The organism is Echinicola marina (assembly GCF_020463795.1).
In the GTDB taxonomy this organism is placed as follows: domain Bacteria; phylum Bacteroidota; class Bacteroidia; order Cytophagales; family Cyclobacteriaceae; genus Echinicola; species Echinicola marina.
This window is the reverse complement of the sequence record NZ_CP080025.1, coordinates 3784148-3797666: the sequence shown is the minus strand read 5'-3', so window position 1 is coordinate 3797666 and position 13519 is coordinate 3784148. Positions and strand designations below refer to the sequence as shown.

General features: G+C 40.9%; 10 protein-coding genes. All 10 read right to left on the bottom strand.

Going from position 1 to position 13519, the window contains the following annotated elements; genetic code table 11:
• Positions 1 to 66: 66 nt before the first annotated feature.
• The 10 genes from KZP23_RS15305 to KZP23_RS15260 all read right to left on the bottom strand — a co-directional run bounded on the left by KZP23_RS15305 (position 67) and on the right by KZP23_RS15260 (position 13503).
• A complete protein-coding gene (locus KZP23_RS15305; protein ID WP_226332662.1) occupies positions 67 to 1404 on the bottom strand; it encodes a hypothetical protein in 1338 nt (445 codons plus the stop codon).
• Complete coding sequence (locus tag KZP23_RS15300) at positions 1388 to 3106, bottom strand: VWA domain-containing protein (RefSeq protein WP_226332661.1); 1719 nt, start codon at positions 3104 to 3106, stop codon at positions 1388 to 1390. The genes KZP23_RS15305 and KZP23_RS15300 overlap by 17 nt, the downstream gene beginning before the upstream one ends.
• Positions 3099 to 4103: a VWA domain-containing protein gene (locus tag KZP23_RS15295; protein WP_226332660.1), complete on the bottom strand. Its 1005-nt coding sequence runs from the start codon at positions 4101 to 4103 to the stop codon at positions 3099 to 3101. Before KZP23_RS15295 ends, KZP23_RS15300 begins: the two co-directional genes overlap by 8 nt.
• The gene (locus tag KZP23_RS15290) at positions 4087 to 4593 is read right to left on the bottom strand and encodes a DUF4381 domain-containing protein (RefSeq protein ID WP_226332659.1); all 507 of its coding nucleotides are present in this window, start codon (positions 4591 to 4593) and stop codon (positions 4087 to 4089) included. Before KZP23_RS15290 ends, KZP23_RS15295 begins: the two co-directional genes overlap by 17 nt.
• Positions 4590 to 5528 carry a DUF58 domain-containing protein gene (locus KZP23_RS15285; RefSeq protein ID WP_226332658.1) on the bottom strand — a complete coding sequence of 313 codons (939 nt, stop codon included), beginning with the start codon at positions 5526 to 5528 and terminating at the stop codon, positions 4590 to 4592. The genes KZP23_RS15290 and KZP23_RS15285 overlap by 4 nt, the downstream gene beginning before the upstream one ends.
• A 12-nt stretch (positions 5529 to 5540) precedes the next feature.
• A complete protein-coding gene (locus KZP23_RS15280; protein ID WP_226332657.1) occupies positions 5541 to 6506 on the bottom strand; it encodes an AAA family ATPase in 966 nt (321 codons plus the stop codon).
• A 39-nt stretch (positions 6507 to 6545) separates the two neighbouring features.
• Positions 6546 to 7586 (bottom strand): HAD family hydrolase, encoded by a 1041-nt coding sequence (locus tag KZP23_RS15275; RefSeq protein WP_226332656.1) that lies wholly within the window; start codon positions 7584 to 7586, stop codon positions 6546 to 6548.
• A gap of 79 nt (positions 7587 to 7665) precedes the next feature.
• Entirely contained in the window at positions 7666 to 9171 is a 1506-nt protein-coding gene (locus KZP23_RS15270; protein WP_226332655.1) for an arylsulfatase, read from the bottom strand.
• Positions 9172 to 9282: 111 nt separating this feature from the next.
• Positions 9283 to 10836: an arylsulfatase gene (locus tag KZP23_RS15265; RefSeq protein WP_226332654.1), complete on the bottom strand. Its 1554-nt coding sequence runs from the start codon at positions 10834 to 10836 to the stop codon at positions 9283 to 9285.
• Between the two features lie 588 nt (positions 10837 to 11424).
• Positions 11425 to 13503 (bottom strand): GDSL-type esterase/lipase family protein, encoded by a 2079-nt coding sequence (locus KZP23_RS15260; RefSeq protein ID WP_226332653.1) that lies wholly within the window; start codon positions 13501 to 13503, stop codon positions 11425 to 11427.
• Positions 13504 to 13519 lie beyond the last annotated feature (16 nt).

Genomic DNA, 13519 nt, shown 5'->3' with positions numbered 1-13519 from the left:
ATACTAAAATGACTTAAAACAGTTTTTTATACCTATCCCCATTCAAGTCCAATCACAAAAAATAATTTAAGGATTCACCCAGGACCTTGAAGGCCTGAAAACTTTTCCTTTTCCCTGCAAATAACGCTTCCTTGATAGTTTAAAATCATTTAAGTGATGACTGAAGAAAGCTATTTCAATTTTTCCATTTGACGTCGCCAGCTTTTCCTTTAGTTGAGACGTCCCATAGTTTTTAATAAAATATTTCAAACTTGGTTCCTTCAGATCCAATTCGTCAATCCACCTATAAATAGACTTGAGCGTTTCTTTGGATTGATTTTTCTTGGCTGCATGCAAGAACAAATCCCAATAATACCTTTCCGAATGCAAGTAAGCCTGCTGCCTAGTCCTGTTCCAGTTGATCAAGTTCCTGGTTATTTTTACAACAAAGAATACCAGCACAAACAGTATTACACACAAGATCAGCAATTGCTTCCAAGAAAAACCTAGCCATGTAAAAGGCTTTTTTTCCACTGTATCCATCAGCAGCTGTGCTTCCTGAGAAGCAAGGGAGTCTTTAATCGTTGTCAAAATCCCCATGTTTGGGTTGGCCTTGACCTCAATTTTCACCGATTTTAGGGTTCTTTTGTAAAGTTTATCCTGATAAGGATTGTACCAATGAAAAACCATTTCTGGAATCGTAATCTCTCCCTCCTTCTCAAAAAGATATTTCATTGCCTCAGTGCGAGAAGCACTGATGGATGTCTTCCCCTTATTATCATTTAAGCTGGTTCTATCGGGATATAGTCCCAAGCCTGGAACAGTATCCCAATTAATGGGCGGTATCAATCTGGACATGGTTCCTGAGGCTGTTCTTACTATTTTGCGCTCAAGAACGTCCCCCACCTTTACATCATTGAGGCTCCCACTCCAACTTCCATCCACAGTCAAACCACCTGCCACTAACCAATCATTTGTTTCAAAACCAGGAGGAACAGGTTTTACCTTGATCAGTTTTTGCTCAGTTTGCAATTCCATTTTTACCCCCTTATAATCACCCTCGGGAGGGGTTTCAACAGAAATATCAAGACTTGGAAAAACGATATTCTCTTCTTTATAAGGGAATACATGATATATCAGCTCCACATTCGAATAGGTCATACCATTTTTACTAATGGAACCACTCACGGGTCTAAAATAGGTCGTAAAAGCTCCATTTACCTGAAGATTTCCCAAATCAATGCCACGGGTAAACCAAGTAGAGGTATACACCTTGATGCCCACAGTGACCGGTTGGCCTACATAAACAGTCGATTGGTTTAAATGAACTTCTGCCCATACCTGTTGGCCCTTACTGGGCAAGGACAATAGAAGTCCAAGACATATTCCATAAACTATCAATATGTATTTAATAAGCCTTTTCATCAGCACTCGGCTTTACCTTTCCGTTTTTTAACTGGTATTCAAATTTTCTTTTCATAAATAAGGCAGGATCATCATCCACCTTCTGCAGCAATACTTTTTGATTATTAGTTTCTTGTTGGTGAGCGCCAATATCATCTGGAACTTCTTCCAGCTCTTTTGCTTTCCTCACATCTGTATTGACTGTTTCGGATAATCTTTCCTCCTTCATATCCTCCTCGGTGGCTTCCTGTCCACCTCCTCCCAAATCTTCCATACTGTCATTTTCTTGGGTATTGTCTGCAGTACCGTTTTCTGCTTCTTGTGCCTCCTGAGGATCTACTTCACTTGTACCCGACATCATTTTGCTCATGGCTTCCATATTGGCAATTGCCTGCTCCATATTCGGGTCCATTTCGGTGGCCAAACCAAATGCAGCCCAAGCTGCTGTCAAGTCTCCATTCTTATAATAGGCTAGGCCTAAGTTATAAGCTCCTTCTGCTGTAGTATCTTTGGCAAAGGCCTGAATCGCTTCAGTATATTTTCCCGATTTAAAATAGGCTACACCCTTTCTCATGGGATCATTGTATTTTTCGGCGGCCTTCTCAAATTCCCCCTTATTGCTGAGCAATTGACCTTGATAATCGGCCGTAAACCACAGGTCATCAAAGCTATTTACCTTTCCACAAGAAGAAAAAGTAATCAAAAGCAAAGCATAGAGCACCCATCCTTTTCGAAACCACATTAGAAAAATCAAAATCATCGGTATGATCAGCAATAGTCCTCTATCCTGCCATTGATCAGCTTTTTCTTCGGGCTTTTCTGTAAAGATCAAATTAGCTCTTACCTTCTTTGAGATAGCCTCTACATCACTATCGTCCAAGGTCAAGGGCGTTACTGTTACCTTTTCCAGGGAATTGAATTTTTGGACAATTTGGCGATTCATTACAGAAACCACCTCTTTTCCATTTACTTTTAAATTCCCTCTTCCTGAAGGGGAAGGCACGGCAGCCCCCATTGGGGTATTGTATACCAGTATTTCTAGCAGATTACCTGAAGTACTGGCCAACCTTTGGATTTCATCAAATTCCTGATCCTCAAAATCATCGGACATGATCAAAATTGTCCCTGGAGCTGAAGTAACTTTAATGATGGAGTCAGCCAAGGCCAAAGCTGCCCCTAAATCAGATCCTTGAACGGGCATGATGGAGGGAGACAGACCTTCCAAATGACTTCTGATAATATCATAATCCCTTGTCAAAGGAACCACTGTATGGGCAGTACCCGAAAAAGCCAGCAATGAGACCCTCGCTTGAGGGTTTTGGTCCAAAAAGTCATTGATTTTAAACTTGGCCCTTTCAAGCCTATTGGGCTGCATATCTTCCGCCATCATGCTCTGGGACAAATCCAAACAAATCACCAAAGGCGTTTCCAATTCCTGGCCGGGCACTTCTACCTTTTTCCAAGTAGGTCCTGCCATTGCCAAGCTCCCCAAACAAAACCCTAAAAAAAGTAAACTGTGCATGAGGATTTTCATCCGCTCAGTCCCCTTTTGAATAACATAGGCCCTCAGATGAGGAGCAATGACTTTTTTCCATTTCACCCCACTCTTAATACTCAGGATGCCCCAAATAAAGAAAACTAATGCCGGTACTATCGTCCATAACCATTGAGGCCTAAGGAAATGAAAAACTTCCACATCAATCGGTAAAACCTCATCAAACATAAGCATCCTTTCTTTGCATTCTTTTTATGGTGCTGCCCATATTACCTACCAGCATCCCAAGTAGCATCAGCGCCAAGGCTATGCCAAGTGGGTAGATATATAGTAATGTTTCGGGTCTGTTTTCCTCCTCCTCATATTCTATCGGCTCCAACTTGTTCAGTTCTTCATAAATTTCGTTTAACCGCTCCGTATCAATGGCCCTAAAATATTGTCCGCCGGTCATTTCGGCAATTTCTTTCAAGGTGTCCTCATCCAGGTCACTCTGATTACTAAAAGGATCTCCGATACCGATGGTGTAAATAATGATAGAATCTCTCCTCGCCATATCTGCTGCATCAAGGGGCAAAATATCAGTCCCAGCATCTACACCATCTGTCAGTAGTAGCATGACCTTGGTTTCAATGGTATCTTTTTCAAAAAGTGTAGCTCCTTTTGAAATAGCTTTGCCAATGTTGGTCATTTGCCCAGCCATTCCTACATCAGCTTCCTCTAGCAATTGATCTACAGTTTGTAGATCTGGGGTAAAAGGAGCCTGAATATAAGCACTGGAGCCAAAAAATAACAAGCCCATCCTATCTCCCTTTCTTTGTGCTATAAAATCATGCATCACTGCTTTGACCGCATCCCATCGGCGAACTTTTTCTCCATCTATCATCCAATCATCAGTGGCCATACTGAACGAAATATCAGCGGCAATCAAGAAACTCCGGGAGGTCTTTACTTTCAATTCAGGCTTCCCCACCAATTGTGGGGAAGACAGGGCAGCCAATAGCAAACACCAAATCAATATCAGGTAAAACCAAGAAACAATTCCTTTCCTTTGGACCATTGCGGCCTTTCGTGGCTTTTGACCTGTTTGATCCAGCAATTTAGGATAGGTGGGCAAATTAATAGAAGAACTTTTTATCCGGATAGGCGGTAGCAGCCAATACACCAAAAGCGGAACCGGCAGCAGGTACAAAGCCCATATATTTCCTATTTCAAAGTTGTCTGGCATGCGTTTTCACCCATTTTTCTGCGTTGACCATAAGCTTTCTTTTCCCCTCATTGCTCAAGAGCACATTTCTATACAAGGCTGTCAAAAGCTCCTCTTCCCTATCCAAAAAATTCACTTGCTTTCCTGTTTTTTCCAAAAAAGCTAACCAATCATGATCATAGAGTCCCCCCACCCTTCTACGACCAAAGGCTTTTATAGCTGTATTTTTTAATACTACAAAAACCTCCGTCGTAAGCTGTTCTTCCTCTGCTACCCTTTTGATCCTATCCAATGCCTCTCTTCTATATTTATTCTTCCAATACCTTCTGAGACCAAAATAACCCAGTATCAAAGTCACCAACAGTAAGAGCAAACCAAGCCCCCACCATCCTATGGTTTCAAAGCTGAAATCCACTGCCGCAGGTTCATAAAGTTCAGCCCCATGTAATAATTGAGCTACGGCGGTGGTATCATTTGTGGGCAAGCTATCCAATTGCAATACATTCCTCATTTACCTGTCCCTTTAAAAATCTCTTTTAACTGCACATCTACGGGTGCCACTGTATTGATACTGAAGAGGGGAACTCTATGTCTTTTCATTTCCCCTTTAAACTTAGTAAAATCAGTTTTAAACCGATTTTGTAGGTCATCCCTTGTATTCTTTTTTTTCCCATCGATAGCCACTTGACTATGATTATCTCCTGCTACAAATTTGATATGGGGGATTTCCCATTCCATAGGACCAGTTACTTTAGCCAATAAAACATCATTGTGCTGGGCTATTTGTGTGATAAACTTTGTCAGTTGTGGAGAATACCTCAAAAAATCACTGATAACCACCACCAAAAAATCATGGGTCACCATATTTCTTACTTTTTTGATCGTTTCTTGTAGTGCCTCCTCAAACATTACCGGTGCAGAATCGGCCAATTCATGATTCCGGCTAACGATCATTTCAAAAAACCTCAAGATATTTTTTCTGTCTCTCTTAGGGAAAATAATGTCTACTCCATTATCTGCAAAAATTACTCTCCCGACCCTGTCACCTTGTTTTAAAACCCTAAAGGCCACCATTGCGGCCAATCGGGCTGCCACGACGGATTTAGTGTATTGCTGTGAGCCAAACAGCATGGATTTGGATTGGTCGACGATTATTAATGCTGGCTTTTCTTTTTCTTCTGTAAATACCCGTGTATGCGTCTGATGGGTACGGGCAGTTACTTTCCAATCAATATTCCGGATATCATCACCGTTCACATAATTTCGCACTTCCTCAAAATCCAAACCCCTTCCTCTTAATTTGGAAGCATGTTTTCCCCCCAATATACTGTTGACTTTTTGCTTTCTGGCCAATAAACTAAAATGCATGGCAAGATGCTCCATCCCTAGAAGCTCCTTTAGGGAAATAAATACATCTTTTGGAAAGGTCTCTTTTGACTTAGCCATTCACTCCAATTTTTATGCAACTACAGCTACCTCTTTCAGTACAGTCTCCAGCACATTATCCGCGGTAATGCCATCTGCATTGGCCTCATAACTCAGGATCAGGCGATGGCGAAGACAGTCATGGACTACTGCCCTGATGTCCTCCGGAGAAACAAAGTCCCTTCCCTCCATCCAGGCATGTGTTCTGCATGCCCGGTCAATGGCTATACTTCCCCTAGGACTGGCACCAAAGTCTATCCAAGTAGCTAATTCTTCGCTGTACTTTTTAGGATAGCGCGTTGCCGAAATGATGTCTACAATGTACTTTTCCATATTTTCGGAAATGGTCACTGCTGCAATTTCTTTTCTGGCTTCGAAAATTATTTCCGGGGATAAAGGTGTGCTTTCCTGTTCTTTCTGTTTTTTTTGCTCGGAGCGATTTAAGCGCAAAATCTCCAATTCAGCTGAGTCAGATGGATAATCAATCATGACATGCATCAAAAATCTATCCATCTGGGCTTCAGGAAGCGGATAGGTTCCTTCCTGTTCTACAGGGTTCTGTGTAGCCATAACCATAAAAAGCGGATCCATCGGATAGGTCTTTCCTGCTACTGAAACCTGTCTTTCTTCCATCGCTTCCAACAAGGCTAATTGTACCTTTGCAGGGGCCCTGTTGATCTCATCTGCTAGGATCAGGTTACTAAAAATAGGTCCTTGCTGAAAAATAAACTTCTCCTTTGATTCAGGTTGATAAATTTCTGTCCCCGTCACATCTGAGGGAAGCAAGTCTGGGGTAAACTGAATCCTACTTAATCCACACTCAAGCGCTTTTGCCAAGGATTTAATGGCCCGGGTTTTAGCCAATCCTGGCAATCCTTCCAACAACATATTTCCATCCGCCAACAAAACCAATATCAGGCGGTGAATCAATTCGTCTTGGCCAATGATTGATGATGACATTTGTTGGTGTAGTTGCTGAATACGCTCTAAATTACTCATAAACCCTTTTCTTTAATTGATCTATAGGTTACTCTCTCCTTATTTTTTATTATAGGGATAAATCACTTTCCAGTCTTTGGCCATGTCCACCACCAACCAATTGTATTTTTCTGCATCATCCAGCCCCTTATCCAATTTCCCAATATGAGATTCACGATCATAGGCATATTCTCTGACAGAATCAGTATGATGAATATACATTCCGAATCTTTTGCCATGACCTGTGGAAGTATATTGAAGCATTTCATAATCGCCATCACTATTTCCTGCAGCAAATACAGGCCGCTTTCCTATATTTCTAGAGATTCCCACTGGCTTGCCTGCTTTATCATCATTAAAATATAACTCAGGCAACTTATTCAATACAGGCTTTTCTCCTTCCATTTCATAGGACAAGCCTCCTACAGATCCGACAATTTGATAAGGAGGAATTCCATAAGCTTCCTCCGCCCATGCCCTCATAAAATCTATTCCTCCGCCAGAAACGATAAACGTTTTGAAACCATTGGCCTGCAAATAGTCCAATAATTCAAGCATGGGCTGAAAAACCATCTCATTATAGTGCTTTCCTGTATCAGGATGTGTGGCAGTTTTCATCCATGTTTTGACCCTTTGGTCAAACTCTTCTGTGGTCATTCCTGTGTGGCTGGCCTTTAGCAAAGCCAATAAGGACTCTTCTCCCCCTGCCAAAAAACCTTGTACATCACCTTCCAAAAGAGGCTTAAACAGTCCCTTATCGGTCCATTCCGGATGATCAGGAGCCATTCTTTTGATTTCATCAATGGCAAAGGCCAATTGGAAATACATGGGTTGTTCGGTCCAAAGGGTTCCATCATTATCAAAAACAGCGATCCTATCTGATTCTGGTATATAATCCAAGGACAAAGAATCTGTTACCTGTTCTACCCATTCCATAATTCTCTTTCGAGGTTTCATTTCCCAGGAAGATAATAGCATGGTTGCCCCACTGATATTACCTTCATTGTGCTCTAAAGTAGTATCAATCTCTTCCTGTTGGGGACCTGAACACGCAAAGCAAATATATCCCAGTGAAATATAAAGAATGAATATCTTATTCATAGAAATATAGATTATCGTTAAAAAAAGTGAATATCCATATAACTGGACATTCACTCAACTTAACCTTCACATTTTAACATTAATTTCTAGGAGGTGCGGTCATTTGCTGAACTACCTTATCTATGGATAAAGAAGACCCTGTTTGAGGAGGGAAATCTTTAAATGTAGCCAGGAACTGAGCAGCATATTGCTGAGCAGGTACAAAAAGCCACATATTTTCTGCATACCACCTTACATACATTCGGGAATCAGGTGATACTTCGTAAGGATCAGCCCGAAGGTTGATTACATATGGCCAACTTGGTGATTTTCTATAGGCCTCAGTTATATCTCCTTCCATAATGGTAAAGTGCAATTTCCAATTACCATAACGAATCGCATTCATATTCGCACCAGCATCAAAATAGAATATTTCCTTTCGGGGAGACTCTTCCACTTCACCTTTGAAATATGGCATCATATTGTAACCATCCAGGTGTTGCTTAAATGTCTTGCCATTTGCCTGATACCCATTCAATACTTTCTCCTTGATATTAGGTTCTCCCGCAGCTGCCAATAAGGTTGGCATCATGTCTTCATGAGAAAAAACATCATTGTAAACCGTGCCTGGCTTGATCACTCCAGGCCAACGAATGGCTGTAGGTACGCGAAAACCTCCTTCCCATGTCGTACCTTTCTCACCTCTGAATGGAGTAGAACCACCATCAGGCCAAGTCGCTTTCTCTGCACCATTATCAGTAGAATACATGACAATGGTATTATCAGCAATGCCTAATTCATCAAGTAAGTCCAATAAACGACCTACCGCTAAATCGTGCTCTACCATAGCATCAGGATATAGACCAATACCTGTCTTACCATCACTTTCCGGCTTCAAGTGTGTCCAAACGTGGCACCGTGTTGAATTCATCCATACAAAGAAAGGCTTACCATCTTCATGTGCTTTTTTGATAAATTCAACTGCAGCATTCTCAAACTCATCATCCACCGTTTCCATTCGTTGTCTGGTCAACGGTCCCGTATCTTCCACTTTACCGTCCGCTGTACTATGAATCACACCACGAGGACCAAACTTTTTACGAAACTCTGCATCCTTTGGATAATAATACCCTTCTAGCTCTTCTTCAGCATTCAAGTGATAAAGGTTACCAAAGAACTCGTCAAAACCATGGTTGGTAGGAAGGTGTTCATCCTGATCTCCCAAATGGTTCTTACCAAATTGACCAGTAGCATATCCTTGTGGCTTAAGCAAGTCAGCAATGGTAGGCTGAGTTTCTTTGACACCATGCTTAGAACCAGGCATTCCTATGGTCAATAAACCCGTTCTAAAAGGATGCTGGCCTAAGATAAATGCTGCTCGCCCAGCCGTACAAGATTGCTGACCGTACCAATCAGTAAATGAAGCACCTTCATTTGCTATTCGATCGATATTGGGTGTTTTATACCCCATCATTCCGTTGTTATTGAAACTAACATTCGACCAGCCAATATCATCTCCCCAAATCACCAAGATATTGGGTTTGTCTTGGGCGCTTAATGCCCCAAAAACCAGGGAAAATAAAATTATTAGTGTTGTTTTTTTCATAGTATTAGTGTTTATGAATTCTCATATAAATAATTTTATTTAAGCCTCTCTTCTATCTATTTGAAAAATCAAATACCACTATGTCTACTCACATTAATAATTATTCCAACATTAATTTCCTTTTTGACCTGCTGTTAAAGATTCCATCACTTCGTCCAAGTTAAAGGAAGCAGGTTTTTGTCTTGGAGGGTATTCCTGAAATGAGGAAATCATCTTGCCTGCTATGGCTTGGGATGCACCGCCTGCAAATTGTACAATACCTTCCATCCATTCATAATAACTATTGGCGTTGTGTTGAGCACGCTCAAATGGATCCATCCTAAGGTCAAATATCAAAGGAATTCTCAACTGAACGAATGGGTACATCCATACTCCAAACTTGGAAGACTGCTGTTCCATGAATACCAATTTCCAACGATCATAGCGCATGGCCACCAATTGTCCGTCATCATTCCAATAGAAAAACTCCCTTCGTGGCCAATTAGTAGCTCCATACTGATCTTTGCTCACTTCTTTTTTTCCAGTCAGGAAGGGCAATATATTATAACCATCCAAGTGAACCTTATAGGTCATGTCCCCAATTTGGTAACCATCCATTAATTTTTCTTTGATTTGGTCGTCCCCAACAGCAGCCATCAAAGTAGGTAACCAATCGTTTCCAGCTACAATTTCATTAAAGACTGAGCCTGCAGGGATTTTACCTGGCCATTTAATAATACAAGGCAATCTGTAGCCACCTTCCCAGTTGGTATTTTTCTCTCCTCTGAATGGCGTGACTCCACCATCAGGCCACATATTAAAATGTGGTCCATTATCAGTTGTGTAGATAATAATGGTATTGTCATCTACCCCTAACTCTTCCAATTTATCCAGTAATTGGCCGATCTGGTCATCGTGCTGCACCATACCATCTGCATATTCACTTAAGCCAGTTTTGCCCTCATACTCCTCTGGTACATGGGTCACATAGTGCATTCTAGTGGTATTGAACCATACAAAAAACGGTTTGTCGGCATCAACCTGACGATCAATAAAATCAGTAGTTGCATTCAGTACTTCCTGGTCAATCGTCTCCATTCTCTTTTTGGTCAATGGGCCAGTATCTTCTACGCTGCCATCGGCAGAACTCTTTATAACTCCTCTAGGTCCGAATTTCTTCCTAAATTCTGGGTTCTTGGGATAATAAGAATTCTCTGGCGTTTCTTCTGCATTCAAATGGTACAGGTTCCCGAAAAACTCATCAAAACCATGGTTGGTAGGCAAAAATTCATCAAGGTCTCCTAAGTGGTTTTTTCCAAATTGCCCTGTAGCATATCCCAAAGGCTTTAGTAATTCTGCCAATGTAGGATCTTCAGGTTGTATACCTAAAGTAGCTCCTGGAATCCCCACCTTAGTCATCCCTGTCCTAACAGGCATTTGTCCTGTAATAAATGCGGCCCTTCCTGCTGTGCAGGATTGTTCTGCATAATAATCAGTAAATGTAGCTCCTCCTGCTGCCAATTTATCAATATTGGGCGTGCTATAGCCCATCATTCCTCTGTTATTGTAACTCAGGTTCCAATATCCAATGTCATCTCCCATGATGACAAGAATGTTTGGCTTTTCTTGACTGTAGACTGAGCCTAGAAGTAGTGTTAATAAAATTACAAGTGAAATCTTTTTCATGCTGGCGTCATTAATATAAAACAAAGTATTATGCTGTAAAATCTATTGCAGATTTAGGTGTTTTGATTTGCTAACCGTCCAAAACTATCGCCTCGGACATTTTATCTGCGGAACAAAATCAAATCCTACTAAAAATACTCTGCAATTGATCGGGAATGGGTAATTACCCTATAATCGCTGCCAACATTTCGTAAATATTGGCAAAATCAAACAATAATAACCATAACAGAAATCAATTGATCGTGAATAACACAACAAAAACTTGCTTTAATCAAATACTATTTTTATCCATGCATATGCTACAGTTCAAGAAGTTCCATGCCGCTATATAATGACAAAGAAATAAAAGGACCGTCCCATAACATGGATTTCTCTGTGTATTTAAAGTCTCTTGCGGAAAAACGCCATAAATAATTGGATCAAGAAGCAAATCAAGCCATTTTAAAAGTCCATAAAAGCAGTAAAATGACGATGATATCAACATAGCCATCCAGAATATTTGACTCCTTTTGCCAAAATCATACAAGACTTCAAGGTGCTATAATCTTCCCTCTTAATTCCTTAACAAAATAACAATTGATGGTCTAACTATTCATCACACAATCTATACACAAGCGTCCCCATCGGCAAGCCAGCTTTATTGACTAAATTGGCAGGGCCAAAGGGAGCAAAGCCATAAAGCACCTTGTGGACAAAAAAGTTATTAGGAACTTGTAAAAGCACCTTATTTCCTACAATTTCTCCTTCCAATATCAATCTCTTTCCCCGAAAATCCATTACTGCAAATCCCAAGACCGCAGTTCTTCCATCTTTGGTTCTTAGTCCTTCATCATTTTGGAAGGATAAAGCCAGCATATCCCCTTCTTTCACCACCTTATTCAATTCCGGCCCATCAGCCAGCAAATCTGCCCCATAAGTATTTACTAATGCTTGCAAAGCCAACCTTCTGCCTACTTCTTCTTTGGCTTTTGGATGAACATCCAATGAGTCGCCCAAATCCAAGCTTACTGCCATTCCAGTATTGGGGACGTTCTGACTCAATGCATATTGCATAGACCTAAAATAAGGCCATGATGGTCTTGACATTCCTGGCAGCTGTACATAATAAACAGGAAACGCTGAATTATTCCATTTCTCCCGATAGCTCTTGACCATTGTTCGAAAAAGTCTTGCGTAAAGATCTGCATTATGGGCATTACTTTCTCCTTGGTACCATACAAGCCCTTTAAAACCAAATGGCATGATTGGCTGTAAACCAGCATCATAAATATATGCTGGCTCATAAGGATGGCGTTGCTGCTTATCAAGCTTATTGGATATGTTCACTGCTGCCCTCTCCCTCACCCAAGGCATGATAAAATCTGAAGTTTCCCAATTATCCAACATATCCACTAGCAGGTCATCCTGTTCCAAAGTTATCCTATCTATAAATGCCTCTATGGGAGCTCCTCCCAACGCCAGCTGTACCAAACCTATGGGCACCGCGGTTTCCTCTTGGAGGATTTTACCAAAATGATAGGCAACAGCCGAAAAATCAGGTCTATCTGCATTCCATTTCCCTTCAAAATATGTCAGTTCATTTACCTTATGTAGCGCTAAACTGTCCCAAGCCCGATTGTCAGTTTCTCTAAACGGCTTCAACTGAAACAGGTGCAAATTCTTATTGCTTTCCTGCTTACGTTCTTCCTCCCAAGAAAAAGATGATTTTAAGGGAAAAGCCATATTGGACTGCCCCATACATAACCAAACATCACCTATCCAAACTTCAGAAAAGTGTAAGGTTTGATTTGCTTGCTGTACCTTCAGTTCATAAGGGCCTCCTACAGGCATATCCTCCAGGTAAACTATCCATTTGCCATCTTGATCTACAAAAACTTCCTTGGTTTTTTCTTGAAACTTAACCGTCACAATCTTATCTGGATCCCCTTTACCAAAAATAGCAGTACTGTCTCCACGTTGCAGTACCATACCATTTGCAAAAATCGATGGCATTTCCAGCCCTCCAAAGTCCTTTTTCAAATAGGAATGCACCAAGTCTGCCATCATCTTTGCACCAGCCATATTTGGATGGATATTATCAGGGAATAGATCTGGGCGCGTAACAAACGGCTGATATAGATCCATTAATTGCACATTGTTGGCTTTTGCTAGCCATTGGATTTTTTGTCGAATTTCATAGTGCCATTCTCGCGTACCTGACTTGAACCTTGGATGTCCACTAAATATAGGGCTCAAACTGGCTATATGAATTTCAATCTTTGGATTTACACTTCTCAAAGTATCGATCAACTGTGAATAATCCCCTTCAAAATCTAATTGATAATTGGGCCAGTTCCTTGGATCAGTATCATTCAACCCCAAATGAATCACAGCTATATCAGGTTCGAATGATAAGGCCTCAGCATATTGATCAGTTAAATGGTAGGGATTATGTCCATTTCTAAGTAAAGTGGCACCGCTATGTCCAAAATTCTTTACAGTATAAGCTTCCCCTAGCAGCTTTTGCAATTGGGCAGGATAAGAATTCTGCTCTCTATCTTTAATTCCTGCTCCATAGGTTACCGAATTGCCAATACATGCTACCCTTATAGGTCTTTGAGCCAGTGAACAAGGACAGTTAAAACAACTTATAAACAATGTTATTACTAAGAAAAATATTCTTTGCATTATCACCTAATATTTA

What these genes read in the sequence shown, in the direction of transcription:
- KZP23_RS15305 (WP_226332662.1), bottom strand. Translation starts at nt 1,404, where the DNA reads ATGAAAAGGCTTATTAAATACATATTGATAGTTTATGGAATATGTCTT.
- KZP23_RS15300 (WP_226332661.1), bottom strand. Translation starts at nt 3,106, where the DNA reads ATGTTTGATGAGGTTTTACCGATTGATGTGGAAGTTTTTCATTTCCTT.
- KZP23_RS15295 (WP_226332660.1), bottom strand. Translation starts at nt 4,103, where the DNA reads ATGCCAGACAACTTTGAAATAGGAAATATATGGGCTTTGTACCTGCTG.
- KZP23_RS15290 (WP_226332659.1), bottom strand. Translation starts at nt 4,593, where the DNA reads ATGAGGAATGTATTGCAATTGGATAGCTTGCCCACAAATGATACCACC.
- KZP23_RS15285 (WP_226332658.1), bottom strand. Translation starts at nt 5,528, where the DNA reads ATGGCTAAGTCAAAAGAGACCTTTCCAAAAGATGTATTTATTTCCCTA.
- KZP23_RS15280 (WP_226332657.1), bottom strand. Translation starts at nt 6,506, where the DNA reads ATGAGTAATTTAGAGCGTATTCAGCAACTACACCAACAAATGTCATCA.
- KZP23_RS15275 (WP_226332656.1), bottom strand. Translation starts at nt 7,586, where the DNA reads ATGAATAAGATATTCATTCTTTATATTTCACTGGGATATATTTGCTTT.
- KZP23_RS15270 (WP_226332655.1), bottom strand. Translation starts at nt 9,171, where the DNA reads ATGAAAAAAACAACACTAATAATTTTATTTTCCCTGGTTTTTGGGGCA.
- KZP23_RS15265 (WP_226332654.1), bottom strand. Translation starts at nt 10,836, where the DNA reads ATGAAAAAGATTTCACTTGTAATTTTATTAACACTACTTCTAGGCTCA.
- KZP23_RS15260 (WP_226332653.1), bottom strand. Translation starts at nt 13,503, where the DNA reads ATGCAAAGAATATTTTTCTTAGTAATAACATTGTTTATAAGTTGTTTT.